The 26989-nt window shown below is 32.4% G+C and carries 22 protein-coding genes; 13 read left to right on the top strand and 9 right to left on the bottom strand.

What is annotated here, in order from left to right; genetic code table 11:
- Positions 1-38 precede the first annotated feature (38 nt).
- Together ACSIGE_RS08035 and ACSIGE_RS08030 are read left to right on the top strand one after the other, a co-directional pair.
- Positions 39-1046, top strand: coding sequence for a cytochrome c oxidase subunit II (locus ACSIGE_RS08035; RefSeq protein WP_440879355.1), 1008 nt, complete (start codon positions 39-41; stop codon positions 1044-1046).
- 22 nt (positions 1047-1068) lie between these two features.
- A complete protein-coding gene (locus tag ACSIGE_RS08030) occupies positions 1069-2838 on the top strand; it encodes a cytochrome c oxidase subunit I (RefSeq protein ID WP_440879354.1) in 1770 nt (589 codons plus the stop codon).
- A 312-nt stretch (positions 2839-3150) separates the two neighbouring features.
- On the opposite strand, the gene ACSIGE_RS08025 is transcribed toward ACSIGE_RS08030, so the two are convergent.
- Positions 3151-5817: a GEVED domain-containing protein gene (locus ACSIGE_RS08025; RefSeq protein ID WP_440879353.1), complete on the bottom strand. Its 2667-nt coding sequence runs from the start codon at positions 5815-5817 to the stop codon at positions 3151-3153.
- Positions 5818-6077: 260 nt separating this feature from the next.
- On the opposite strand from ACSIGE_RS08025, the gene ruvB reads away from it, so the two are divergent.
- The 4 genes from ruvB to ACSIGE_RS08005 all read left to right on the top strand — a co-directional run bounded on the left by ruvB (position 6078) and on the right by ACSIGE_RS08005 (position 10751).
- Complete coding sequence (gene ruvB / locus ACSIGE_RS08020) at positions 6078-7100, top strand: Holliday junction branch migration DNA helicase RuvB (protein ID WP_440879352.1); 1023 nt, start codon at positions 6078-6080, stop codon at positions 7098-7100.
- Positions 7101-7208: 108 nt separating this feature from the next.
- Complete coding sequence (locus ACSIGE_RS08015; RefSeq protein WP_440879351.1) at positions 7209-8939, top strand: SulP family inorganic anion transporter; 1731 nt, start codon at positions 7209-7211, stop codon at positions 8937-8939.
- Positions 8940-8962: 23 nt separating this feature from the next.
- On the top strand, positions 8963-10372 hold the full coding sequence (locus ACSIGE_RS08010; RefSeq protein WP_440879350.1) for an MBL fold metallo-hydrolase: 1410 nt from the start codon (positions 8963-8965) through the stop codon (positions 10370-10372).
- Positions 10373-10448: 76 nt separating this feature from the next.
- Entirely contained in the window at positions 10449-10751 is a 303-nt protein-coding gene (locus ACSIGE_RS08005; protein ID WP_440879349.1) for a rhodanese-like domain-containing protein, read from the top strand.
- Between the two features lie 226 nt (positions 10752-10977).
- Here the strand turns inward: ACSIGE_RS08005 and ACSIGE_RS08000 are convergent, their stop codons facing one another.
- Together ACSIGE_RS08000 and ACSIGE_RS07995 are read right to left on the bottom strand one after the other, a co-directional pair.
- On the bottom strand, positions 10978-12189 hold the full coding sequence (locus ACSIGE_RS08000) for a pyridoxal phosphate-dependent aminotransferase (protein ID WP_440879348.1): 1212 nt from the start codon (positions 12187-12189) through the stop codon (positions 10978-10980).
- Between the two features lie 26 nt (positions 12190-12215).
- Entirely contained in the window at positions 12216-13307 is a 1092-nt protein-coding gene (locus ACSIGE_RS07995; protein ID WP_440879347.1) for a fatty acid desaturase family protein, read from the bottom strand.
- A 145-nt stretch (positions 13308-13452) separates the two neighbouring features.
- Here ACSIGE_RS07995 and rsmG point away from each other — a divergent pair, with 145 nt between their 5' ends.
- Positions 13453-14082, top strand: a complete 630-nt coding sequence (gene rsmG / locus ACSIGE_RS07990) for a 16S rRNA (guanine(527)-N(7))-methyltransferase RsmG (RefSeq protein ID WP_440879346.1) — start codon at positions 13453-13455, stop codon at positions 14080-14082.
- A 31-nt stretch (positions 14083-14113) separates the two neighbouring features.
- Here the strand turns inward: rsmG and ACSIGE_RS07985 are convergent, their stop codons facing one another.
- Positions 14114-15766, bottom strand: coding sequence for a DUF6029 family protein (locus tag ACSIGE_RS07985; protein ID WP_440879345.1), 1653 nt, complete (start codon positions 15764-15766; stop codon positions 14114-14116).
- Positions 15767-15788: 22 nt separating this feature from the next.
- Entirely contained in the window at positions 15789-16268 is a 480-nt protein-coding gene (locus ACSIGE_RS07980) for a TlpA family protein disulfide reductase (RefSeq protein WP_440879344.1), read from the bottom strand.
- A 142-nt stretch (positions 16269-16410) separates the two neighbouring features.
- Here ACSIGE_RS07980 and ACSIGE_RS07975 point away from each other — a divergent pair, with 142 nt between their 5' ends.
- Together ACSIGE_RS07975 and trhA are read left to right on the top strand one after the other, a co-directional pair.
- The gene (locus ACSIGE_RS07975) at positions 16411-17301 is read left to right on the top strand and encodes an Omp28-related outer membrane protein (RefSeq protein WP_440879343.1); all 891 of its coding nucleotides are present in this window, start codon (positions 16411-16413) and stop codon (positions 17299-17301) included.
- 79 nt (positions 17302-17380) lie between these two features.
- The gene (gene trhA, locus ACSIGE_RS07970) at positions 17381-18007 is read left to right on the top strand and encodes a PAQR family membrane homeostasis protein TrhA (protein WP_440879342.1); all 627 of its coding nucleotides are present in this window, start codon (positions 17381-17383) and stop codon (positions 18005-18007) included.
- A 233-nt stretch (positions 18008-18240) separates the two neighbouring features.
- Here the strand turns inward: trhA and pruA are convergent, their stop codons facing one another.
- Positions 18241-19866, bottom strand: coding sequence for an L-glutamate gamma-semialdehyde dehydrogenase (pruA, locus tag ACSIGE_RS07965; protein ID WP_440879341.1), 1626 nt, complete (start codon positions 19864-19866; stop codon positions 18241-18243).
- Between the two features lie 124 nt (positions 19867-19990).
- Here pruA and ACSIGE_RS07960 point away from each other — a divergent pair, with 124 nt between their 5' ends.
- Positions 19991-20704 (top strand): NRDE family protein, encoded by a 714-nt coding sequence (locus ACSIGE_RS07960; protein ID WP_440879340.1) that lies wholly within the window; start codon positions 19991-19993, stop codon positions 20702-20704.
- A gap of 35 nt (positions 20705-20739) precedes the next feature.
- Here the strand turns inward: ACSIGE_RS07960 and ACSIGE_RS07955 are convergent, their stop codons facing one another.
- The 3 genes from ACSIGE_RS07955 to ACSIGE_RS07945 are packed head-to-tail and all read right to left on the bottom strand — an operon-like array spanning position 20740 to position 23526.
- The gene (locus ACSIGE_RS07955; protein WP_440879339.1) at positions 20740-21861 is read right to left on the bottom strand and encodes a DUF3667 domain-containing protein; all 1122 of its coding nucleotides are present in this window, start codon (positions 21859-21861) and stop codon (positions 20740-20742) included.
- Positions 21858-22244: a Co2+/Mg2+ efflux protein ApaG gene (apaG, locus tag ACSIGE_RS07950; RefSeq protein WP_440879338.1), complete on the bottom strand. Its 387-nt coding sequence runs from the start codon at positions 22242-22244 to the stop codon at positions 21858-21860. The genes ACSIGE_RS07955 and apaG overlap by 4 nt, the downstream gene beginning before the upstream one ends.
- A 55-nt stretch (positions 22245-22299) precedes the next feature.
- Positions 22300-23526 carry a DUF5103 domain-containing protein gene (locus ACSIGE_RS07945; RefSeq protein WP_440879337.1) on the bottom strand — a complete coding sequence of 409 codons (1227 nt, stop codon included), beginning with the start codon at positions 23524-23526 and terminating at the stop codon, positions 22300-22302.
- Between the two features lie 158 nt (positions 23527-23684).
- Between ACSIGE_RS07945 and ACSIGE_RS07940 the strand changes: the two genes are divergently transcribed.
- From ACSIGE_RS07940 to ACSIGE_RS07930, 3 genes are read left to right on the top strand one after another with little or no spacing between them, the layout of a single operon-like run.
- Positions 23685-25037, top strand: a complete 1353-nt coding sequence (locus ACSIGE_RS07940; RefSeq protein ID WP_440879336.1) for a Na(+)-translocating NADH-quinone reductase subunit A — start codon at positions 23685-23687, stop codon at positions 25035-25037.
- A 3-nt stretch (positions 25038-25040) separates the two neighbouring features.
- Positions 25041-26246, top strand: coding sequence for an NADH:ubiquinone reductase (Na(+)-transporting) subunit B (locus ACSIGE_RS07935; RefSeq protein WP_440879335.1), 1206 nt, complete (start codon positions 25041-25043; stop codon positions 26244-26246).
- Between the two features lie 2 nt (positions 26247-26248).
- On the top strand, positions 26249-26989 hold the full coding sequence (locus ACSIGE_RS07930; RefSeq protein ID WP_440879334.1) for a Na(+)-translocating NADH-quinone reductase subunit C: 741 nt from the start codon (positions 26249-26251) through the stop codon (positions 26987-26989).

Here is a 26989-nt window from a genome sequence, read left to right as displayed (position 1 = left end):
CAAATAAATAAATTAAAAACAATAATAGTTTATATATTATGCTCGCTTTATTTTACATTTTTATAGCAGTTGCAATAGGAGTTAGTTTTTGGCAAATAACTCGTATTATGAATTTCCGCTCTGTAATTGCTACCGATAAAGATAACGATACACAAGGAAAAATAGCTATTGGATTCTTAGTAATTCTATACGCGTTAATGATTTACAGTTTACTTGCTTGGAATGTAATTATGTTACCAGAAGCCGCTAGTGTTGAAGGTGAACACGATGACAATCTTTTTGATATAACCTTTTGGCTTATTGGGATTGTTCAGTTTGCAATGCAATTTTTAATATTTTATTTTTCTTTCAAATATAGAGGTAGAAAGGACAAAAAAGCTTTGTTTTTTGCCGATAGTCACAAACTAGAACTAATTTGGACAACAATTCCTGCCATTACTATAGTTTTACTGATTGGTTATGGGCTATGGCAATGGAATAATGTTATGTCTATAGGAGATGATGAAAATCCAATTGTTATAGAAGTTTATTCACAACAATTTAGATGGGATGCCCGTTATGCTGGAGAAGATAATGAGTTAGGTTTAGGTAACGTTAATTTCATCAAGGGTATAAATACCATGGGAGTTGATATGACTGATCCAAACTCAAAAGATGATAAGCAGGTAACCGAGTTGTATTTACCAAAAGGAAGGAAAGTATTATTTAAATTCCGTTCACAGGATGTTTTACATTCAGCTTATATGCCACACTTTCGAGCACAAATGAATTGTGTTCCTGGAATGGTCACTCAGTTTGCCTTTACTCCAAAATATACTACAGAGGAAATGCGAAATAATTCTGAGGTAATTGAAAAAACTAAGGGTATTAATAAAATTCGTGCAGCCAAGGGTGAAGAATTATATGAATTTAATTATTTACTTTTATGTAATAAAATTTGCGGGGCTTCTCACTACAATATGCAAATGAAAATTACTGTTGTAGAAGAAGCTGATTATAAAAAATGGTTGTCAGAGCAAAAAACCTTGGCTCAAGTTATTAAATAAGATATTTTAAAACGTATAGATTATGTCAGATCATCATCATAAAGAAACATTTGTAACGAAATATATCTTCACTACAGACCATAAAATGATCTCTAAACAGTTTTTAATAACTGGTATGTTTATGGGAATCATTGGGGTTTTTATGTCCATGTTATTTCGTTTACAAATAGCTTGGCCGGAAACTTCTTTTTCGATAATTGAAGCATTTCTAGGTCATCACCAAACAGACGGAGTAATGGATCCTGATATGTACTTAGCATTAGTTACAATACACGGTACAATCATGGTATTCTTTGTATTAACAGCCGGTTTAAGCGGAACTTTTTCTAATCTTTTGATTCCTTTGCAAATTGGTGCTAGGGATATGGCTTCTGGTTTCTTAAATATGGTTTCATATTGGTTATTTTTCCTTTCATCAATAATAATGGTTATTTCCTTATTTGTCGAAGCAGGGCCTGCTTCTGCAGGATGGACAATTTATCCTCCTTTATCTGCTTTGCCCCAAGCTATTCCAGGTTCAGGCACAGGAATGACGCTATGGCTCGTATCAATGGCTATTTTTATTGCTTCTTCTTTAATTGGATCTTTAAATTATATTGTTACAGTTTTAAACCTCAGAACAAAGGGTATGAAGATGACAAGGCTACCCTTAACTATGTGGGCATTTTTTATAACAGCGATTATTGGGGTGATATCATTTCCTGTACTATTGTCAGCTGCTTTATTATTAATATTTGATAGAAGTTTTGGAACTTCATTTTACCTTTCCGATATCTTTATCTCAGGGGAAGTACTACACTATCAGGGGGGATCACCTGTTTTGTTTGAACATTTATTCTGGTTTTTAGGACACCCTGAAGTCTATATTATCTTATTACCTGCATTAGGTTTAACATCTGAAGTAATTTCAACGAATGCCCGTAAGCCAATCTTTGGTTATCGTGCAATGATCGGATCAATTATAGCAATTGCTTTTTTATCTACAATAGTTTGGGGACATCATATGTTCGTTTCGGGAATGAATCCTTTCTTAGGTTCAGTTTTCACATTTACTACAGTTTTAATTGCAATTCCATCAGCTGTTAAGGCATTTAATTATGTGACAACTTTGTGGAAAGGTAATTTACAAATGAATCCCGCAATGTTGTTTTCGATAGGTTTAGTATCTACTTTTGTTACAGGAGGATTAACAGGGCTTGTATTAGGAGATTCTGCATTAGATATTAATGTTCACGATACTTATTTCGTTGTAGCGCATTTCCATTTAGTAATGGGAGTTTCAGCATTATTTGGAATGTTTGCCGGAATTTATCATTGGTTTCCTAAAATGTATGGTAAAATGATGAATAAAACAATGGGATATTGGCATTTTTGGATTACCATTATATCTGCGTATGGTGTATTTTTTCCAATGCATTTTATTGGGTTAGCTGGACTTCCTAGAAGATATTATACAAATACTAACTTCCCTATGTTTGATGATTTAGCTGATATTAATGTTTTTATTACAGTAATGGCCATTATCGGAGGTTTAGCACAGTTAATATTTTTAGCTAATTATTTTATTTCAATATATAGAGGAGAAAAGGCAACTCAAAACCCATGGAACTCAAATACATTAGAATGGACTACTCCAGTAGAACATATTCATGGAAATTGGCCTGGAGCTATTCCAGAAGTTCATAGATGGGCTTATGATTACAGTAAAACTGATGAAAATAATAATTACATACATGGAAAAGATTTTGTTCCTCAAAATACACCTCTTTTAAATGGAGAGGATCCTTCGTAATTATTTCAAAAAATTTATGAATAAAACCGGCCTTAGATTTTTAAATCTAAGGCCGGTTTTATTCATAATGATTATTACTACTCTAGTCTTTAATATTTATTTTTACCTAAAATGTCATTAAATATTATTCTCAATAATTATACTATCTTATAAATATGATTATCTAATAAAGATTAGAGAATAAACTTCCTCATTTTAAACAATTTTAATAAGATTATTTATCAGCAATAGGAAGCATACTTAATTAAGTTTTAAAATAAAATATCTTATAGATATGCAAAACAAGTAGAAAAAGGAATCTAATATTCTTTTTTATTTGATTACGATTTTATACTCTTTGTAATTGGATTTAGCACCAATTTTTATGATATAAGTACCTGTACTTGCATAGGACATGTCAAGATCATACTTATATTCAGCGCCTGATTTTGAAATATTATTAAAAACGATTGTTTTACCCAATATATCATAAACCCTGAAGGTAAGTATTCCTGTATACCCTGTTTTTAAAAGAAAAGTATATTTCTTATTGGGCAATGTCAGTACTTTTAGATCAGAATCCTTTATAATGATATTATTGTTTGTGTTTTCATCCGTTATGTTAACTAAATAATCATGAACCTCTCCAAATCCATAATCACCGCATGGATCCTTAATATCACCATCTCCTATTTCAGCAATCGCTTTTATTCGCAATTTGTGTTTTCCTAAATTAGCATCAGGAGGAAGTGTAAATTCAAATTTTTCTAACGAATTAGCGACACTGAACATTTCTCCCTTAATTACATGTTCATTTTCATCAAACGAGCTACTATCATTGTAATCAATCCATACAGATATTGTTTGCCCTGATGGACTTTCACTCCAATTATGTTGTACTTCTAATACATGTTGTTCTGTTCGATTTAAATCAGTTATGTATTTTGTTCTATCTACATACCCAAGAATATTTCCGGTTGAATTACAACCATCTTCTCCATTATCTACATTAATATTCCCTAAAATTATCTGCTTTATACCATCCTCCATACACCCAAATTTAGCTTCAGGAACACAATGTCTAATTGAATTGGTTATATTTATAATCTTACTATTGTTTTGTGAATTTTCGTCGCCATCCAACTCGGTACTTGTTTTTATTTCATAATTAACATTTAATACGGACATATCAAAAGTTGTATCAAATGTATAAACTGCAGATGTGTATGGCAATAAAGTATTTTTGAATGTTTCTGTAATCTTTGATTCTCCATTTATTGAGTAGCTAATTGTAAAATTACTTTGACTATTTTTTCCGTAATTGGTAATCAGAACAGTCACTTCCTCTAAACTCGTTGGAGTTGCCCCAGTTGGGGCTACTATACGAGAAACACCAATGTCATTATTCAATGGTTCACTAATTTGAAATACACCAACCATATTACTCCTATTTCCATTATTAAAATATTCACCTACAAACCAAAAATCAGAATTGTTAGATGGATCCACTGTGAGATGTGAATAGTCAGCATATCTATAAATTGGATTGTCGGATGTACTTAAAACAATTAGTTCTTCTTGTCCCGTCATTACGTTTAGTGGATCGTCATGAAATCTACCTGTGTATCTTAATGAAATACTTTCATCTGTACTTACAGATGAATATGCCATAGCAATATTACCTTGTTCGTCGATTCCCATACTAGCTCCAAAAGCATGTCTATTACCAGGAGCAGTATAAGTACCTTCTTGATGAACAAACCAAGGTTGACCATCCCCATTTTGTCTTAATTCATACCACCTTATTCCTGCCAATTCGTTTGTAGTATTCGTGTTTACGACAAAATTAAATATGGCAGAATTGTAAGTACTAAACTTTCTAAACTGAGCTTGATTCATAATTGCGCCTTGCATAGCGTCAATATCAGGTCCTGTTGGTTGCGATAAATTAGAAAAATCACCGCCATCAAAAACTGATGTGAATGGTGTTGTGGGTATCTCAATTGGTGCCGATATTGAGGAGTTAACAGGGTTATTCCAGTCAATATTAATGTTCCATAATTTTAGATGATCAGTGTCAATCCCTTCCCAAGCATCATCTTGCAAGTATACAAGAGTAGCGTTACCATCTGAAGGCAAGTTGTCATCAATTACATTAAATACTTGCGGGCTGTAAAATCCGTTAGTAACCATACCTGTTAAGGTAAAAGATTGAATACTAGCACTGCTATCTCCATTTAGCATCTTATCCCTTTCTAAAGCCCAAACTTGACCATTCCTTATATTGTTTGAATCATCACTTTCAGAGATATTAGCTGTCACATAGTAGGCGTCTGACCAAATAGAAAACTTAGTATAATCTGGAAAAGTTCCTGTTTGAAATGAATCTGCACTATATGTATGCCAGCCTCCATTCACGGGATCATTTGTCTGTGAAATAGCGATATGGAATCCATTTGGGTTATCTTCAAATTCGGTAACAATGTATCTGTCAGCTTCTGAATCATAAAGTACAATAGGATCACCATCGGCACTTCCTGGAAACAATGTTTCTAAACTAATAGCTTCTGATGCGGGTGTACCATCTTTATTAAAAATCCTAAAGGCTGTATTCCAGGCCGTGATATAATAATCCCTACCAACGGCTCCTGTTGGATCTGAAGGAGAATCAGTCTGATTTGTTGACTCAAATGTAAATTTAGTTGATTTTATTTTTTTTGTAGCGGATCTTTTTTGCGTACTCAATAGCGGATCAAATTGTCTAGGAAGTCCCTTTCCTGGTATAACTTTATTCCCCTTAATTTTTTTATCCTTAGCGTAAGGGGTTTTCTTATTTTTCGATGGTGAGATCAAAGTACCTCTTTTAATCTGTTCTTTTATACTTGGTATAAAGTTGTATTTCAATTGTCCAGTCCATGTTGTTTTTTGGGATGTCTTTTGACCAAATAGTACTGAAGTCAAAATTATCGACATCATGAAGGGTAGATACTTAAGTCTCATTTCAAGTTTTATTTTGTATGATTGGGAAATTTATATTTACTCTATATCCTAAACTAAGGTTTTTAATAAACATGCAAAATACTTCTTTTTTTTTATAAAACGTTATTTTTCAGTGTTAAAGGGGGGGGTGATGAAATAAAATTGTAGTTAAAATAAATTTGTAAATTATAAAATAAATTAAAATAATTTGAACTATTCATTGGTTGTGAGTAACATTTATTACAAATCAGATACTATATTTGGAGTATATTTGTATGTGTATGAATGAACATTTAAATCCAGATAAAAATAACTATTCTCATGAAGAGTTAGATGTAGAGAAAAAGCTTAGACCTCTTTCATTTAGTGATTTTACTGGGCAGGATCAGGCACTTGAAAATCTACAAATTTTTGTAGAGGCTGCTAATAGGCGGGGAGAAGCTTTAGATCATACGTTATTTCATGGTCCTCCTGGACTTGGAAAAACTACGTTAGCTCATATTTTAGCAAATGAATTGAAGGTAGGGATCAAGGTAACTTCAGGTCCTGTTTTAGATAAACCGGGAGATTTAGCCGGTTTATTAACTAACTTAGAGGAGAGAGATGTTCTGTTCATAGATGAAATTCATAGGTTAAGTCCTATTGTTGAAGAGTATTTATATTCTGCAATGGAAGACTTTAAAATAGATATTATGATAGAGTCGGGACCAAACGCAAGAACCGTTCAAATTAATTTGGAGCCATTTACTCTGGTTGGTGCCACAACTCGTTCTGGTTTACTAACAGCTCCAATGAGGGCAAGATTTGGAATTAGTAGTAGGTTACAATATTATTCAACCGAGTTACTAAGTACAATTATAGAACGTAGTGCTTTTATTTTGAAGGTCCCTATTTCACTAGAAGCAGCGATTGAAATAGCAGGAAGAAGTAGGGGAACGCCACGTATTGCCAATGCTTTACTCAGAAGGGTTAGAGATTTTGCTGAGATTAAAGGAGATGGAAATATTACTGTTGGCATAGCAAAATATGCTTTAACGGCTTTAAATGTAGATGCATATGGTTTAGATGAAATGGATAATAAGATTTTAAGCACAATTGTTGATAAATTTAAAGGCGGACCAGTTGGTCTGACTACTTTAGCAACAGCTGTAGCAGAGAATGCGGAGACGATAGAAGAAGTATATGAACCCTTTTTAATTCAGCAGGGATTCATTATGCGTACACCCAGAGGACGAGAAGTCACGGATTTAGCCTATAAACATTTGGGACGCACAAGAAGTTCGTCTCAGGGGGAATTGTTTTAATTGATTAGTAATCTATTTTATTAATGTGGTTACTATAACGATACGAAAATCAAAACGTTGGTATTTATTTAAAATTAATGCTAAAAGCTTAGTTTATTTAACTTAAAGATGAAATTGATTAAGAAGTTAATACCTGTTTTTGCTTGGTTACCAAGCTATAAAAAGGAGTATTTACAAAATGACATATTTGCAGGAATCACTGTTGCCATTGTTTTAATACCACAAAGTATTGCATATGCTTTAATAGCTGGTTTACCTCCAATCTATGGGTTATATACAGCTTTAGTTCCTCAAGTTATTTATGCAGTTTTTGGATCATCACGTCAGGTTGCGATAGGTCCTGTAGCAATGGATTCACTTATCGTAGCAACGGGAGTTTCTACGTTAGCTTTGGTAGGATCAGAAAGCTATATATCTATAGCAATACTATTAGCAATGATTGTAGGAAGTATGCAATTGCTTATGGGAGTTTTTCAATTAGGTTTTATAGTTAACTTTTTATCTAGACCCGTTATTACGGGATTTACTTCTGCAGTTGCTTTGACTATTGGTTTAAATCAATTTAAAAATCTTCTTGGTGTAGAGTTCCTTCAAAGTGATCAGATTCATATTTTGGTAGATGATATTATTAACAGAATTCAGTTTTTAAATATTAAAACAACTATAATTGGTCTGCTAGCTTGTATTACAATCTTTTTATTTAGAAAATTAAATAAAAAAATTCCAAATGCGTTGATCGTAGTCACAAGTGGAATTATTTTAATAAAGTACTTTGGTGATAGTTGGGAAGGTGTTGATATCGTAAAAGGGGTACCTTCAGGTTTACCAAGTTTTTCTATTCCTGTTATCGATATTCCATTAATAAAAGAATTAATGCCAATAGCATTAACTTTAGTTATGGTAGGATATCTTGAGACTATCTCCATAGGAAAAACTTTAGAAGCTAAACAAGATCAATATAGAGTTCAACCTAATCAAGAACTAATAGCATTAGGACTTAGCAATATTTTAGGATCTTTTTTTAAAGCATACCCTTCTGCTTCTAGTTTTTCTAGATCAGCAATTAACGCTGAGTCTAATGGGAAAACAGGGGTTGCAGCCTTTGTATCTTCTATACTTGTTATGTTAACATTATTATATCTTACACCAGTCTTTTATTACCTTCCTAAATCAATACTGGCGGCAATTATTATTGTGGCAGTATTTAATTTAATTAACATAAGAGAGGCTAGACGATTATGGAGTGCAAATAATCTTGATTTTTGGTTATTAGTAGCTACCTTCTTTTCTACTTTGGTTTTTGGAATTGAATATGGTATTTTGGTAGGAGTAGGGCTTTCATTGATTTTATTAATTTATAGAACATCAAGACCTTATGTTACTGAGCTAGGAAAGGTTCCTAATTCAGATTTTTATAGAAATAAAAACAGGTTTAAAGAAGTTCTGATAGATAACCAGGTTCTGGTATTTCGGTTTGACGCACAACTCTTTTATGCTAATGCTGGATACTTTAGAGATAAATTAGAGGAAATGACAGGTGAAAAAGGAGCGGTATTAAAGTTGATAGTATTGGATGCAGAAAGTATTAATAGAGTTGACAGTACAGGTGTTGATATGCTAATAGAAAGAATTCGATTTTATAAGAAAAAGGAAATCACTTTTTATTTGGCAGGGGTAAAAGGTCCTGTTAGAGATGCTCTTTTTAGAGGTGGTGTATTAGATGAAATTTCAATAGATCACTTTTTCATGAGAGCAAATGGTGCAGTTCATTATTTTAAAACAGGAGATAATTTAAATCAAAAAAAATACGCACAATACATTCATCAAGCGTATCGATAATAAACAAATAATATATTTATATTATGAAGATAGAACAAATTTATACAGGTTGTTTGGCTCAGGGGGCGTACTATGTTGAAAGCGGAGGAGAAGTCGCCATTATAGATCCATTGAGAGAGGTTCAATCTTATATAAACAAAGCAAAGGAAAACAAAGCTAAGATTAAGTATATTTTTGAAACGCATTTTCATGCTGATTTTGTTAGTGGTCATGTTACTTTAGCTGAAAAAACTGGGGCAACTATAGTCTATGGTCCAACGGCAAAAACAAAGTTTAAGGCACATATAGCCGAAGATTATGAAGTTTTTCAATTAGGAGAAATAACTATTTCAGCGCTACATACACCTGGGCATACTATGGAAAGTACCACTTATTTGTTAAAGGATAAAGATGGTAATAACCATGCTATATTTAGTGGAGATACACTTTTTTTAGGAGATGTAGGGAGGCCTGACTTAGCTCAAAAAACAAATGATTTAACTCAAGAAGAGTTGGCAAGTTTTCTATTTGATAGTCTTAGAAATAAAATCATGACATTAGAAGATGATGTTATTGTTTATCCTGCACATGGCGCTGGTTCTGCCTGTGGTAAAAACTTAAGTAAAGAAACTATTGGAACGATAGGAGATCAAAGAAAAACAAACTATGCACTTCGTCATGATATGACTAAGGAAGAGTTTATTAATGAAGTTACGGATGGTTTATTACCGCCCCCGGCATACTTTCCTTTAAATGTTAAAATGAATAAAGAGGGCTACAGGTCTGTTGACGATGTTATTAAAAATAGTTCAAGATCTCTCTTGCCAGATGAGTTTGAAAAAAAAGCAAATGAAACCGATGCGATAATCCTTGATGTAAGACATCAATCAGAATTTATAAAAGGATTTATTCCTCAATCTATTTTTATAGGCTTAAAAGGTACATTTGCTCCATGGGTAGGGGCCTTAATTAAGGATATTCATCAGCCTATTTTACTGATAACGCCAAAGGGAGAAGAAGAAACAACAATAACTCGACTTTCTAGAGTTGGCTTTGATAATGTTTTAGGGTATTTAGATAACGGTTTTGAAACTTGGAAAGATGCTGGTAAAGAAATAGACACCTTGTTGTCAATTTCAGCATATGAGCTAGAAAATAAATTATTAAATAAAGCACTAGTTTTTGACGTACGAAAACCTGGAGAGTATGAGATTGGACATATTAAAAATGTGCCAAATACTCCATTAGATTTTTTGAATAAATTTATTGAAGGATTTCCTCTTGATCAGGATTTTTACGTTCATTGTGCAGGAGGCTATCGATCTGTTATTGCTGCTTCTATATTAAAAGCAAGGGGTTATCATCATGTTATTGATGTAGCAGGAGGGTACAAAGCAATTAAAGAAACAACTATACCAAGAACGATGCAGGCTTGTTCATTAAAAAAGCAATAAGTTTATGATAAAATTGATAAGAATTTACTTCGTCATATTATTTTTTATTTCATGCGAACAAAAAAATAAAAATTTTGTGAATATAAAAACATCAGATTTAAAAACAGTATTAAGTACCCATTCAGACATTCAATTAGTTGATGTAAGGACACCCGAAGAATATGCTGAAGGAAAAATAAACAACGCGATTAATATTGATGTTACTTCAGATAATTTTGAAGAAAGAGTATCGAATTCATTAAAAAAAGATTCACCAGTTTATCTATATTGCAGGTCTGGAGGTAGAAGTGTTATTGCATCCAAAATACTGATAAATAAGGGTTTTGAGGTCTATAACTTAGAGGGGGGCTATATAAATTGGGAAAGTAAAGCTAATTAGAAAAATACGAGATTCTGAATATTAAAGAATTGTACCACTATAATATTTTTATTATATGGAAGTATCTTACAAAGTATTAATTAAAGTACGTCTTTGAATCAGTTGGAAAGTAAATTGATAATTTATTTAGGATAAGCAATTGATTAAGTTTCGAAAAGAAAATTAAGTACTTTTAAATAAATAAAAAAGCGAAAAATATTTCGCTTTTTTATTTATTGGTTTGAATTTATGTTAAGCTTGCACTAGATTTTAATTTACAAACTTCCTTAATTCGTTTTATAGCCTCTCGTAATTGTAATTCAGATGCAGCATAAGACATTCTAATGCAGTTTGGAGCTCCGAAAGCATCACCTGTAACGGTAGCAACGTTGGCTTCTTCCAGTAAGAACATTGAAAAGTCATTTGCATTTTTTATTTCTTTTCCTTTTAGTGTTTTTCCAAAAAAGGCAGAAATATCTGGGAATATATAAAAAGCACCTTCAGGAATATTTAATTTAAATCCTTCAATTTCATTTAACAATTTTAAAACTAAATCTCTTCTGTTTTTGAACTCATCAACCATATATTTTACTTTAGAAGGTGGAGCTAAAACTGCAGTTATAGCAGCTCTTTGAGCAATACAGTTTGTACCTGAAGTAATTTGACCTTGCATTTTAGTACATGCCTTGGCAATCCATTCTGGAGCTCCAATATATCCGATTCTCCATCCAGTCATAGCAAAAGCTTTAGCCAAGCCATTTACTGTAATAGTTCTATCATACATACTTTCAATAGCAGCAAAACTAAATAGTTTACTACCATAGTTAATATGCTCGTAAATCTCATCTGAAAGTATATAGATTTGAGGATGCTTTTCTAAAACAGCAGCCAAAGCCCTGTATTCTTCTTCACTATAAATAGAACCACTTGGGTTATTAGGCGAATTAAAGAAGACCATTTTTGTTTTTGGTGTAATAACCGCTTCTAATTGCTCTGGAGTAATTTTAAAGTCGTTATCAATACTTGAAGGAATTTCAATAAATTTTGCCTCACAAAGCGTTGCTATTGCTGAGTAACTTACCCAATAAGGAGCAGGAAGTATTACTTCATCTCCTGGGTTTAATAAAACTTGCGCAACATTCGCTATGGATTGTTTCGCTCCAGTAGATACAACAACCTGATTGGGTTTATATTTTATGTTGTTATCTCTTTCAAATTTATGACAAATTGCTTCTTTGAGATCTAAGTATCCATCAACCGGTGTATATGAATTAAAGTCTTGATTAATTGCTTCAATAGCGGCTTCCTTAATAAATTCAGGAGTGTTAAAGTCAGGCTCGCCTAAGCTTAAGCTAATAATGTCTTTACCTTCATTTTTTAGCTCCCTCGCTTTTGCTGCCATAGCTAAAGTTTGAGAAACGGGTAAACTTTTAATTCTGTTTGATAATTCGTTTGACATTGTTTGTATTAATTCTGTTGTTGATTTTATGCTAGCTGTGGTTTTTTCCCTAGTTCAGCTAAGTGTTTAAAATGTTCAATAATTGCTTTTCTAGTTGTCTTATACTCGTTATAAGGAAGATTGAATTCCATCGCTGTTTCCTTTACGATTTGAGCAAGTTTTTTATAATGAATATGTGAAATATTAGGAAAAATATGATGTTCTACTTGATGGTTTAGACCTCCTGTGTAAAAATTAATAAACCAATTTTTAGGAGCAAAGTTAGCTGTTGTGTAAAGTTGGTGTATTGCCCAAGTATTTTTCATATTACCATTTTCATCAGGAAGAGGCATGTCAGTTTTAGGTACCACATGAGCCAACTGAAAAATGATACTTAATATGATTCCTGCAGTATAATGCATTACAAAAAAACCGATTAGTACTTTCCACCATGAAATTTTAAGTACTGCTATTGGAAGAACTATCCATAATGAATAGTAAATGAGTTTTGAAATCACTAACTTGGTCCATTCCGTCGTTGGATTAGGAAATTTCCCATAGGATAACTTTCTCTTTAAAAAACTTTTCATTTGTTTAAAATCTGTAGTTATAGCCCAATTGATGGTAAGTAAACCATAAAGAAGGAAAGAATAATATTTTTGGAATTTATGAATCCATAACCAATTTGAATGTTTGGAAAAACGAATAATTCTTCCCGCGTCAATGTCTTCGTCATGGTCTTTGATATTGGTATAAGTATGATGGAGAACATTATGTTGAACTTTCCAGTTGTATACGTTACCTGCTAGTATATAAATACTGCTTCCCATTAATTTGTTAACCCATTTATTGCTTGAGAAAGATTCATGATTGGCATCATGCATTACATTCATTCCTACACCAGCCATCCCTACTCCCATAATAATGGAAAGCATTAATTTTAACCATTGGGACATGTCTACTGTTAAAATCAAGACAAAAGGAACTAAAAATATTGAAAACATAACAATAGCTTTACTGTAAAGTTTCCAGTTTCCAGTCCGTTTAATATTGTTTTCTTTAAAATAATTATTTACACGCTTGTTTAATGTTCTAAAGAACTTTTGTTTATCTATCCGAGAGAAGTTTACCGTCTTCATTTGTTGTTTGTTATTAAAAGCTAAAATAAGTGTTTTTGAGTGACTATCAGTATCTAAAATAACTTTTTAACTAGAATGATATCTTTGATGTAAAAATAAACAATAACAATTTAGTTTTTTATTTTTGTACAGAAAATACATTTGAATGAAAATCATCAAAAAATACTTTCCTAATATATCAGGAGAACAAGAAGAAAAATTTTCAAAGTTACAAGAGCTTTATGAAGATTGGAATTTGAAAATCAATGTTGTTTCTAGAAAGGATATTGATGAGTTATATCTTAGACATGTTTTACATTCTTTAGGAATAGCAAAGGTAGCCTCTTTTCAAGCTGGAGCAAAAGTTATGGATGTTGGAACTGGAGGAGGTTTTCCAGGTATTCCATTAGCAATTTTATTTCCTGAAACTAAATTTCATTTAGTAGATTCAATAGGGAAGAAAATTAAAGTAGTTGATGAAGTAGTTGAGGGCTTAGAGCTGAAAAATGTTGAAACAACACATGGAAGAGTTGAAGAGGTAAAAGATACATATGATTTTATAGTAAGTAGGGCTGTTGCGCAAATGGAAACTTTTCATAGGTGGGTAAAAGGAAAGGTTCAAAAAAAGCAAAACCATGAATTAAAAAATGGAATTTTGTATTTAAAAGGAGGAGATTTAACTGAAGAGTTAAGTGGATTTCCGAGGGCTACTATTTACGATTTACCGAATTATTTTGATGAATTATTTTTCGAGACTAAAAAAGTAGTTCACATCCCCATAAAGTATAAAGGTTAAAAGAGAGCCATTTGGCTCTCTTTATGTATTTTTAAAAGCTCATGCTAATATTAGCTGTAAGTCCTGTATTTTCTGGAACATTTCTGCAGACACCTCCCACACAAATTAGTCCTCCTCGTTGCCTGCCATAATTCAAACTAAATCGATACGATCCATAGGTATAATTACCTCCAAAATTGTAGTAATGGATTTTTTCACTAGTCTCATCACTTCCGTAGTTATAAATATCATTTAAGTAAAAACCAAGTCTTGAAGAAAGATTACACTCTAGTGTTCCTCCAACCCAATTTTTCCTGTCATCTTCAGTCCACAAATGTTGAGCTTCAAATCGTAGAGATTTTCCACCTCCTATCTTATAGGTTGTTTCTCCAACCAAGATCTTAGCATGAACATCTCCAACGGTTTCTTCAATATAACGTTTATTGTAATACTGATTTACAAAATAGAAGATGTTGCTCCATTGTTTAGACCATTTTTTACGAATCTCTAAACTAAAATCAGAGAAGTATTTTTCCCCAAAACCGAAGTTAGATGTATTATAAGTAAATTTCGAAGAGTTGCTTAAATCAGCTTCTCCTTTAAGACCATACCAATACGATGCATTAACTGCAATCTTAGTCCCATATTTACCTCCTAAGACCGATCCTTTTTTAAATTTGTAAAAGAAGTCTATCTGACCTCCAATTTCACCAAATTTAGGAATGGGATTAAAAGCTCCTTGAGCTTGAGCTTGATAAACATAAATATTTGTAAGTAAATAATCATGTTGCTTTGTTAATCCTGGTAAGTAGTTTATAATATACTGATTGAATATATTTCCAGTTGTCTCTCTATCCGAATAAAAGCCCATATTTTCAAGTCTTCTAAGTGTTACATCAACGCCAAGACCTTTTTGAGTATATCCAAAATTCAAGAAAAAGGCATTACCTTTTTCTGCACCTCTAGGTTTATTCATTACATAAATAGCATCTTCATTTTTTGTTAAGAATTCAACTCCTGAGTAAAAATTACCCGAAGAGAAATCGATTCTTCCTCCAAAAACATTGGTTATTTCAGGTAGGTTAAAACTAGCTAAAGCTGTTTCATCGTTTCTACCAACATAACTCAAACCAAATGATAAATACGAGTTTTCAAGATTCAAAAAATCTGATAAACCAATATTAGAGTCAAATCCGAAAATATCTGCTTTTGAATGCTCGAAACCTGCTCGTTGTTTACCATAGATAGCTTTTAACTCAATAAAATTAGTTGGGTAGTATTTTATTCTAGCTCCTCGTAATGCGTTATTGATTCCCAATTGACGATCTTCCCATGATCGTAAAGACAAACCGTTTCCGAATTGTTCGTAAAAATGGCCTAAGGTAACCTCAAACTTTTTGTTTTTATATCCGGCATAGTACAAACCAAGGTTAGTTTTTTTAAATCTGGCATCGTAATTCAATAATGCCATTGGCGAATAACTTTCAGCTTGAATCCCCGCGTAAAAATCTTTATACTCATATAAAACAGTTAAGTAGTTATTAGATCTAAATCTTTCAGGCTCCAGAAATGGGCCCGTTTTCGAATCATCGACGTAGTATTGCGAATTCGATTCAAAACCTAATGATAGGTTATGATCGTTTTGTGCTTTTAGCGTAAAACTGAAAGAAAAACAGCCTAAAAGCATTATGTAGAGCTTTTTCATTAAGTAGTAAGTGTTTTATAAGTTAGGAGTTTTCTTTTATTATTTCATAAAGTTCATCTTCGAAACCTGGAGAATACCCCGAATGACGATAAATTATTTTGCCCCCTTTTACAATAATAAGCTCTGGAATTGTATGTATATTTAAAGCTCTTTTTAACTCCTGATTTTTATCTAATAGAACTTTATATGGCCAACCTTTTCCATTGATCAGTGCTTTTACTCTTTTCTGAGATCTGGAATCATCTGTTGAAATTGCAATTAATTCAATATTTAACTCATCTTGCCACTCTTCATATACTTCATTTATCGTGTCAAGTTCATTTAAACAAGGAACGCACCAAGTTGCCCAAAAACTAATAATAGTTATTTTATGATTATCAATCTCCTTTTCAATATTGGAAGAACTATTATTTAGAAGGTAAATATTTTTATTAGGAAGTTTTTTTTGAGAAAAAGAATATGCGGTTGTAATAAACAAGCATAGTGTTAAAAGTGGCCTCATAATTTTAATAGTTTTATTTATTTCACCGAGTATAACAGAGAATCTAGAGTTTCCCCTAAAATTCTTTTTCGTTATTTTTTAGGGTAAACTTCTATTGTCTTGTTTCAACAGATCAATTATTTTAAATTTAAAAAATATCGATATGATGAAAATAAAGGAAAGAAGAAAATTCAATCATTTAATTTGTATAGTTTTAACTCTTTTTCTCTTGTCCTGTTCAGGATCAGATCTGAGTGAAGATTCAACGGTTGAAGCATCATCGGTTTCAAATACCGCTTTTTCTGAGAATACTAAGTACGAAATAAATTTAGAGATGGAAGGTCAAACATTTCAAAAAAATGTGCTGATTGAAGATTACACAGGGGCTTGGTGTGGATGGTGCCCAAGAGTAACTCATGCCATAGAAGAGGTGAATAAAAGAACGGAAAATGTAATTACAGTGGCAATACATGAGCTAGATTCCCTACAGAACCAGTTTACAAGAAAAATGAGACTTTTATTTGATGTTGATAATTTTCCTACGGCTTACATTGATAGAAAATATGTTTGGGATTTTCCTGAACCGGATAATTTAGATCAAGTAACAGACCTAATTAACACTGACACTCCTTTAGGGATTAAATTGTCATCAACAGTTTCAGGAAATCTAATGAAAATAAAAGCAACTATTGGATTTGGCACAACAATAAGCAAGGGGTTAAAGTTTACTTTAATGGCTATAGAAGATGGGGTTAGAAAAGTACAGCTAAACTACACTGATTATTTTGGAGAAGCTACAAAAATTGATAAGTTTGTGAATAACGATGTTCTTAGATTTGTTTTTTCTGAAGAAATTTCTGGGGAAATAATGTCTAATTCTAGAACAATCAAGGGAGCTATAATAGAAAAAACATTTGAGTCCAATGTCCCTGATTATATAGAGGATGTGGCCAATTTGAGTTTTGTTGCAGTGGTTTCTTATGCTGATACTAATGAAGTTTTAAACGCTAGAGAAGTCAAGGTTAACGAGAGTAACGATTTTCAAAATAAGTAATTCTCTTAGAATTGAGGATCCTCTATAAAAAGAGCACATATTATACTAATAATATGTGCTCTTTTTATATTTTTGTTTTATGGATATTCAAACACCAACAGAAGAAAAATGGAATACGATTTCCCATGCGGTTGGTGCTGTTATGGGAATTTATGGACTTGCAGTACTGTTGCTGGTCAACACAAATAAACCTTGGAGTGTTTTCAGTATTATAGTTTATGGCGTTTCTGTTATTATACTTTTTAGTGCTTCGGCTCTGTACCACGCTACGAAAACTGAGGAGAGAAAAAGAAAATTCAGAATTATTGATCACATTAGTATTTATCTTCTTATAGCTGGAACATACACACCTGTATTATTATTGTTATTATCTCAAAGTAAAGGTTGGTTATTGTTTTTTATAGTTTGGGGTATTGCTTTTATAGGTACCATATTAAAGCTTTTTTATACTGGTAAATATGGTTTTTTATCTACATTGCTATATTTGTTTATGGGATGGTTAATTGTATTCGATTTTAAAGCTTTGAAATTAGCTATGAGTCAAGATGGGTTACATCTTTTATGGGCAGGTGGTGCATTTTATACTATAGGAATAATTTTTTATGCAGTAAAAAAAATACCTTTTCACCATGTTATTTGGCATTTCTTTGTTTTAGGAGGCGCTATTTGTCATTACTTTATGGTATTAAATCATGTTATAAAATAATTATGTAATTTATAAAACATGCTAATATTAAGGAAGGATAAAGTCAACAACTTTCAATGTATAGATAATAGTATTTTGTGAGAATTTTTTCAAATATACTATTCTGATAATAGTAATAAATATTTCTAAGTGAGTTTTATTGCCTCGCGTTTAGACTTGTTTTTAAATAAAATTATAAAAAAAGGCTACATTATTGTAGCCTTTTTTTGTAAATATTTGAAATTATATGTGTTTTAACCTAAAAACGGATAACGATAATCAGTTGGAGAAACAAAAGTTTCTTTGATTAAACGAGGCGATACCCAGCGCAATAAGTTTTGTGCAGATCCAGCCTTGTCGTTTGTTCCTGAAGCTCTAGCTCCACCAAAGGGTTGTTGTCCAACTACAGCACCTGTGGGCTTGTCGTTAATATAGAAGTTTCCAGCGCAGTTTTCCAAAGCTTTAGTCGCCTCGGCAACAGCATATCTATCTGTTGAGAATACAGCTCCAGTCAAAGCGTACTCAGAAGTACTATCAACTAATTTTAAAGTTTCAGACCAATCAGCATCTTCATATACATAAACAGTTACTACAGGACCAAATAATTCAGTTTCCATTGTAGTATATTTTGGGTTTGTAGTTAAGATAACTGTTGGCTCAATAAAGTATCCTTTTGATTTATCATAGTTACCACCGGCAATAATTTCGGCATCAGCATCTTCTTTTGCTTGGTCAATGTATTTTGCTAATTTATCGAAAGAGCCTTCGTGAATAACAGCAGTAATAAAGTTACTCATATCTTCAGGAGACCCCATTTTAAAAGAAGCAACATCTTCCTTTACAAAATCTAGAACCTTATTAGCAATTGATTTTGGAAGATAAACTCTAGAGGCAGCAGAACATTTTTGTCCTTGGAACTCAAAAGCACCTCTTGAGATGCCCGTAGCAACTTGTTTAGGATTCGCAGATGGGTGAGCAATTATAAAATCTTTCCCCCCAGTTTCACCTACAATTCTTGGATATGTTTTGTAATTGTGAATGTTCTCTCCAATTTTTTTCCAAATCTCTTTGAAAACGTAAGTGGATCCTGTAAAGTGAATTCCAGCAAAATCAGGAGAAGCCAAAACAGCATCAGTAATTTCAACAGGATTACCGTATACTAAATTAATTACTCCATCAGGAACTCCAGCTTCTTTAAATACATCGACAATTACTTTTGCCGAGAAAATTTGACTGTCAGATGGTTTCCAAACAACAACATTCCCCATCATAGCAGCAGATGCAGGTAGGTTGGCGGCAATTGCAGTAAAATTAAATGGAGTAATAGCATAAACAAAGCCTTCTAAAGGTCTATATTCAATACGATTCCATATTCCTTCATCAGAATTTGGTTGTTCATTGTAAATGTCAGACATGTATTCTACGTTAAAACGTAAAAAGTCAATCAATTCACAGGCTGCATCAATTTCCGCTTGATGAATAGTTTTTGATTGAGCAATCATAGTAGCTGCGTTAATTTTAGAACGGTAAGGGCCTGCGATTAACTCAGCTGCACGTAAAAAGATAGCAGCTCTTTGTTCCCAAGGCATTTGAGCCCATTCGTTTCTTGCTTCTAAAGCAACTTCAATAGCTTTTTCAGCATGAGTTCTATCTCCCAAATGATATTGACCTACAACGTGTTGGTGATCATGTGGAGGAGTCATGTTTTGGGTGTTTCCAGTTCTTACCTCTTCACTACCAATGTACATTGGTACGTCAACCGATCCGTTAAAAAATTCTTTGTATTGTTTTGAAACTGCTTCTCTTTCAGGAGAGCCTGGTGTGTATCCCTTAACTGGTTCATTAATAGCAGGCGGTACATGAAAAAAACCTTTTCCCATTTCTATGTGTTGTTTGTTATTAAAATTATTTATTTGTATTTCTTACAGAAAAAAACAAAGTTAAGGTTATTTTTAGTAATAAATAAATGGTTAATACGTCTTATTTACTTAAAAAAGAAACAATATGTGTACAGTAACCTTTTTACCCTTAGGAGATAATGATTTTATTTTAACATCTAACAGGGATGAAATGCCCGCTAGAAAAACTTTGGAGCCTAGAAGCTATAGAGAAAATGGTGTGAAACTAGTATACCCTAAAGATCAGGTGGCTGGAGGAACATGGTTGGGGTTAAGTGAAAAGCATAGGTTAGTTTGTCTTTTGAATGGAGGGTTTAAAAATCATCAAAGAACTTCTTTTTATAAAATAAGTAGAGGTGTTATAGTTAAGCATTTATTATCTAGTAACGATGTAATAGGTGAAATAAAACGAATCTCTTTTGAAGGAGTTGAGCCTTTTACAATTATTCTTTTAGAGTGGTCTAAAGGTTTAAAAATTTATGAGTTGGTTTGGGATGGGGTAAAAAAATATTTTAAAAAAATTGATAATAAGCCTCATATTTGGTCTTCCTCTTCTTTATATGATGAAGAGGTTAAACAAGAAAGAAAAAAATGGTTTTCGGAATGGTTGGAAGATAATAAGAGATTTGATAAAAATAATATTATTGAATTCCACCAGGATGACTCTAAGGGAACTCCAGAGACTGCTGTTAAAATGAAGCGAAAATTAGTTGAAACTGTTAGCATAACATGTGTTTTCAAAAAAGAATCAAATATTTCATTCGAATACAGATCAATTATAAATTCGCAATTATTTGAGTTAGAGTTAAAATCACTTTAGGTAAACGTGTTGTTAACTAAATTTTTTAACAATAACTAATATATGGAAAACACGATTACCGAAATGGTTAATATTCCGATTGCTAAAAGACTTATAAATAGTATATTTGATAGAATATATTTTATGAATGTTTTTAAGTTTCTTTGCTTGTAAAATTTTTTCATCGCTAAATAAAGATAAATAGCAAAAAGTAGTATAAAAATAGGGCTCATGTCAAATAAAGTTCTATTAACAATTATGCCTGTAATGAGAAATAAAATTAATAGTAAAAAGAATATTGTTTGAATATGGAACACAAATATTAGATGCTCTACGTACGTGTATTTCCTTCTAATTTGAATAAAGTTTAAACATAGCGCAAATAATGGGAGCAATAAGAACAGAGAGATAGACCCCATTGATATTATTTGTTTAAAGAAATTATTTTGTTCGTCTTTATTTGTTAATATTTTATTTAATTTTTTAGCTCTTGTATACCAAAATCGGTTTGTGAAATTTGTTTTGAGCCCCATGTTTTTAAGAGCTTGATCAGTTTTTATTTCAGGGTTGTACTTATTGTAATTAATCATTTTATCCATGAACATACTCCCGGTAAGAATATTAGAAGAGTTCACTATGTTTTTTGAAAGGCTATCTGATTTCTTCAAATTGTCAACAATCTTCTTTGGAGTCTCCTTTGGCATTTGAATCTTTTTCTGATTTCTAATATCACGAACGATTACTTGTGTGAGTGAATCTTTATTGATATTTGTGTTCAAATTTAAATTGAATATTTCTTCTTCATTTTTTTCTTCATTATTTAGTTTGTTGATTTTCTTATAAGTTTCATTAGTATTGAGCAATAAAAAGAATAAAACAGATGTGGTTAAGTAAAAACGAAAAGGATTTGAATATCGACTTCGCTTTCCTGAAATATAATCTAAAGAAACTTTCCCTGGACGGAATAATAATGGTAGTAGAGTTCTCCAAAACTTTGCATCCCAAGAGAAAAATCCACGGAACATTTCCTTTAGAAAATTAGCTAGGGTTATTTTACTTCCTTTATTTTCCTGACCACATTCTGGGCAAAATTTTTCATTTCTAGTAAAAGGGTATCCACAATTTAGGCAGTTTAAGTCTTTTACTTTTGAGGGCTTATTTTTTTTGATTAATTTCAATTAAGCTGTGGTGTTGTTGTTAATTGGAAAGTAGGGATTTTGACATAGAATTCATTTGAAGTAGCAGTATTGATCATTTTATACTTTCCGCTCATAGCACCAATTGAGGAAATCAAAAAACAGTTTGATTTATAGTTGTAAATCTCACTTGGTTTTAAAGTCGGTGTATTACCTATCACTCCAATGCCTCTCACAGATTCCACAGTATTTAATGAATCAAAAATGGTCCAAAACCGCTCTAATAATTGTACGGTTTGTGAAGAGTAATTTTCTATTAAAATATGGTAACTGAAAGCGTAATAAATCATATGACCTCTATGCCTCGTTCCGTTATATTCTGTGTTAACCGAGATCTTGATCCCATTTGATATTTGCTGAAACATAAAAATAAAAGTAACTATAATAAATTAAAAATTAGATCAATACTGTTTTTTTTCCTTATTCGTTTTGATTAAAAACACCATATCCAATTCCAATAACTCTATCATATAGACCTCCTATAGGACGGTAGTAAATAAGTGCCATGTACTCGTTTTCAGTTTGAAAAAAAGAACCACCTATTTCTTTTAAGTTTATGCCAGAATTATTGTCAACAATTGCGTAGGTATAATTATAAAACCCTTGCTTTAACAAAATAGAGGCTTCATAAGTTCTAGTTTTAAAATTATATTCCATTCTGTTTTCTCTTGATAGTTCGAAGTTATTAAAACCTCCATAAACATAAAGTTGCGTGTTTTTTAAAGGAGTATCGTAAGCTAATGAAAAATGGACCATTGTGTAATCTGCCTCTGTTCTGGAATCATTGGTGTTAGGATCTTTTGAGTTTATTAAAAATTGACCATTTATGTCAGGGTTATAAGTGTATGATCTTCTTGATTTTGGTTGATCAGTAAACAAGTAGGTATTGTAAACAGTATCCCTTTCTACTTTTGAAATATTTAAACTTGTATTTCTAGCATATTTAGTATCGAAAAAATAAAATTCATTATTTCCTGAAAAATTGGTTAGACTTACGTGGTTGTATATAAGTGTTTTATGTTGTATGAAAGCAGGTGGAATATTTTCGATAATAGTATTCCAATCGTTATTTTGTATTAAACTAGCTTTGATTTCTTGACTCGGATTATTCAATGTTATACTTGGATGATTGACTCTAAATTGAACTGTTTGATCGGTCTGATTTGAGTTAGCATTTCTACTTCTTAAAACATTTAAGCCTACGGTACTTTTGTCTTCATAAAATACACAACGTCTTTTAAAAACAGTTTCGTAGTCTTCATTTAATACGGATATAATATAATTTCCACTTTTCGTGATTATCGAACTGCTATTTGGAATATTAACTGAATAATGAGTGTAAGCTTGTAGAGAATTAAAGGAGTTTGTAACATTAATTATTGAATTTTGATTAAAACCATCAATATATTGATTGCTAATTAAGCCACTTGGCTTCCAGTCATATGTCATCAGTTCAATTTTGTAATAATAGTCCTTATTATCAGCATCAAGATCATCAAAGGATAATTCTAACGATTTTCCTAGCTTAACAACTGAGCTGTATTGTTTTGGATTATTTACTGGTCTGAGCAATATACTCTTTATATTTTGTGATAATAAGATCGAAGTAAATCCAAGGCAGCAAAAAGTAATTGAAATTTTATTCATGATAACAAAAGTACCAAATTAAACTTCAAATGGATGTATTTTATTTAGAACTAGTATAAATAGGTGTTTTTACTAAAGATATAAAAGAAATATCTGACTATGGCTTTCAAAATTTTTAAATTTGCGTGTTTTTAAGAAAATCAAATTAATCTGTTACTATGTCAAAAGACATCCGTATTAAAAGAGGTCTGAACATCAGCCTTATTGGTGAAGCAGAAAAAGTAACTACCGAATATTCTTTGGGTAGTGTTTTTGCAATTAGACCAGATGATTTTCACGGCGTAATTCCAAAAATTTTAGCAAAAGAGGGTACAGAAGTAAAAGCAGGTGAAGCACTTTTCCATAGTAAAAGTGATGAACGTGTTTTATTTCCGAGTCCCGTAAGTGGGAAAGTTTCTGAAATCGTTCGTGGAGCAAGAAGAAAAGTTTTAGCAATTAAAATCACTGCAGATGAAAAGCAGAAGCATGTAGATTTTGGTAAGAAAAATATTGATGAAATGTCAGGAGAGGAAGTTAAGAGTCACCTTTTTAACTCTGGATGCTGGCCATTTATCAAGCAACGACCCTACGATGTTGTAGCGAATCCTAATCAAGAACCCAAGGCTATTTTTGTATCTGCTTACGCAAGTGCTCCCTTGGCAGCTGATTATGATTACACTCTAAGAAGGAAAGAGGCAGAATTGCAGGCCGCTCTAAAGGCACTTTCTAAACTAACATCAGGAAAAGTTCATGTTTCTATTGCGAAAGATTCAAACGAATCACCATTTTTAAAGTTAAAAGGAGTTGAGTTACATAAAGTTTCTGGACCACATCCTGTGGGTAATGTAAGTACTCAAATTGCACAAATCGATCCTATCAACAAAGGTGAAGTTGTATGGGTAGTTACTCCACAAGATTTAGTAGTAATTGGAGAGTTGTTATTAACTGGGAAATTCAATATTACAAGAACTGTTGCTCTAACAGGGTCTAAATTCGATAAGCCCCAATATGTAACGGCATTAGCAGGAGCTCAAGTTTCTGATGTTGTAAAAGGAAATTTAAATACTGATAACGTTCGTGTTATTAGTGGAAACGTGTTGTCTGGAGCTCAGGTTGATGAAGATGGATTCTTAGGATACTATGATAATCAGTTTACTGCAATCGCAGAAGGTGATGACTATGAGTTTTTTGGATGGAATAAGCCAGTTTTTAATAAAATATCAACCAGTAGAGCATTGACATTTTCATGGTTAAATCCAAAGAAGAAGTATGATTTAAATACAAATACGAACGGTGAACATCGTGCATTTGTAGTAACTGGATCTTATGAAGAAGTGTTTCCTTTGGATATTTATCCAATGCAGTTATTAAAGGCTTGTATGTATAAGGATCTTGATGAAATGGAAGGCTTAGGAGCTTATGAGATTGCTCCGGAAGACTTTGCTTTGACGGAATTTATTTGTGTTTCAAAACAGCCTCATCAAAAAATAATTCGTGAAGGATTAGATTTGATGAGATCAGAATTAGGATAAGACATGGGGTTAAAACAAAATTTACATAATTTAAAAGAGAAGTATAAAGGTACCAAAATGGCCCCTGCATTTAACGCCATCCATACCTTTTTATACCTGCCCAATGAGGTTACCCATAATGGAACCCACATTAAGGCAGCAGATGATTTAAAACGTACAATGAACACTGTAATCATGTCATTGATTCCTTGTTTAATATTTGGTATGTTCAACGCAGGTTATCAACATCACCTCGCGATTGGAGATGTAAAACCTGTGGAAGGCTTTTTTAGCGGTGATTTTTGGAGCTTAGCAAATCTTTGGATTGGAGCTGCTAAAATTTTACCATTAGTAATTGTTTCTTATGGTGTAGGGTTATTGGTTGAATTTATATTCGCTGTAATCAAAGGACACGAAGTAGAAGAAGGTTATTTAGTAACTGGAATGTTAGTCCCATTAATTGTGCCAGTTGATTTGCCTCTTTGGATGCTTGCAGTTGCAGTTGTATTTGGAGTTGTGATAGGAAAGGAAGTTTTCGGTGGTACAGGAATGAATATATTAAATCCGGCGTTAACAATTCGTGCATTTTTATTTTTCGCATATCCAACTTGGATGTCAGGAGATAAGGTATGGGTTCATGATGCAGTAAGTAGAGCAGGATCGGCTGATGCTATTTCTGGAGAAACTATTTTAGGTAGTTATGCTCAAAATTTAACACCAAGTTATTCAGTATCTGATATGTTTTTTGGGTTTATTCCGGGTTCTGTTGGAGAAACTTCAACATTCTTAATTCTATTAGGTGCAGCATTTTTAATCTTCACGAAAATTGGTAGTTGGAGAATTATTATATCAACGTTTATTGGTGCTGCGGTAATGGGGCTTATATTTAATGCGGTTGCAGATACTGGTTTAATTACAGATACTAGTAAGTTTTACGGTTTAATGAGTACAGAATGGTGGAAACATTTAATTATTGGAGGTTTAGCTTTCGGTGCGGTGTTTATGGCAACAGACCCGGTAACAGCTTCTCAAACGAATAAGGGTAAATGGATTTACGGATTCTTAATCGGATTTATTTCTATTATGATTCGTGTATTCAACCCAGCTTACCCAGAAGGAGTGTTCTTAGCAATCTTGTTAATGAACGTATTTGCTCCGACAATCGATCATTACGTAGTTCAAGGTAATGTAAAGAAGAGATTAAAACGTTTAAAAGCTAAAACTGCCTAGTTATGAGTAAAAAGACAGATAGTAATGGATATACGCTAATATTCGCAATAGGAATGGTATTAGTGGTAGGGGCGTTATTAGCTTTTACAGCGTCGTCTCTTAAGCCTATGATTAATGCAAACAAGCGTGTTGAAAAGCAACAAAATATCTTGTATGCAATGGGCGTAAATGAAAATGATGAAACAAGTGCAGTTTTTATCTCTAAGGATAAAGTGGCTGAAGCATTTTCTCAGAATATTAAAAAGCAAATTGTTATCGAAGGTTCAAACGTGACTGAAGATGAAAAAGCTTTTTTAATTGATGTTAAAAAAGAACAGGCATTAGCAAAAGATGGTAAAACAAGAAAATTACCTTTATTTATTGGAGAAAAAGATGGTAAAACTTTTTACATAGCTCCAATTAGAGGTAAGGGGCTTTGGGATGCTATTTGGGGATACGTTGCCATGGATAAAAACATGGTGGTTAAAGGAGTATTCTTTGATCATAAAGGGGAAACTCCTGGTTTAGGAGCTAACATCAAGCAACGTTTCTTTATGGACGATTTCACAGGTGAAGATTTAATGAGCAATGGTGTATTCAAAGGAATAGCTGTTTCTAAATCAAATGCTGATCCTAAGAATGAAGATAAAAATGATAACGAAGTTGATGCAATTGCTGGAGCAACTATTACTGGTGACGGTGTAGCTGCAATGATTAAATCAGAGTTAGCATTATATGTACCTTACTTTAAAACATTAAAATAG

Source organism: Tenacibaculum profundi (assembly GCF_052050075.1).
GTDB lineage: Bacteria > Bacteroidota > Bacteroidia > Flavobacteriales > Flavobacteriaceae > Polaribacter.
The sequence above is the reverse complement of the archived record's forward strand: the minus strand, read 5'-3'. Positions and strand labels throughout refer to the sequence as shown.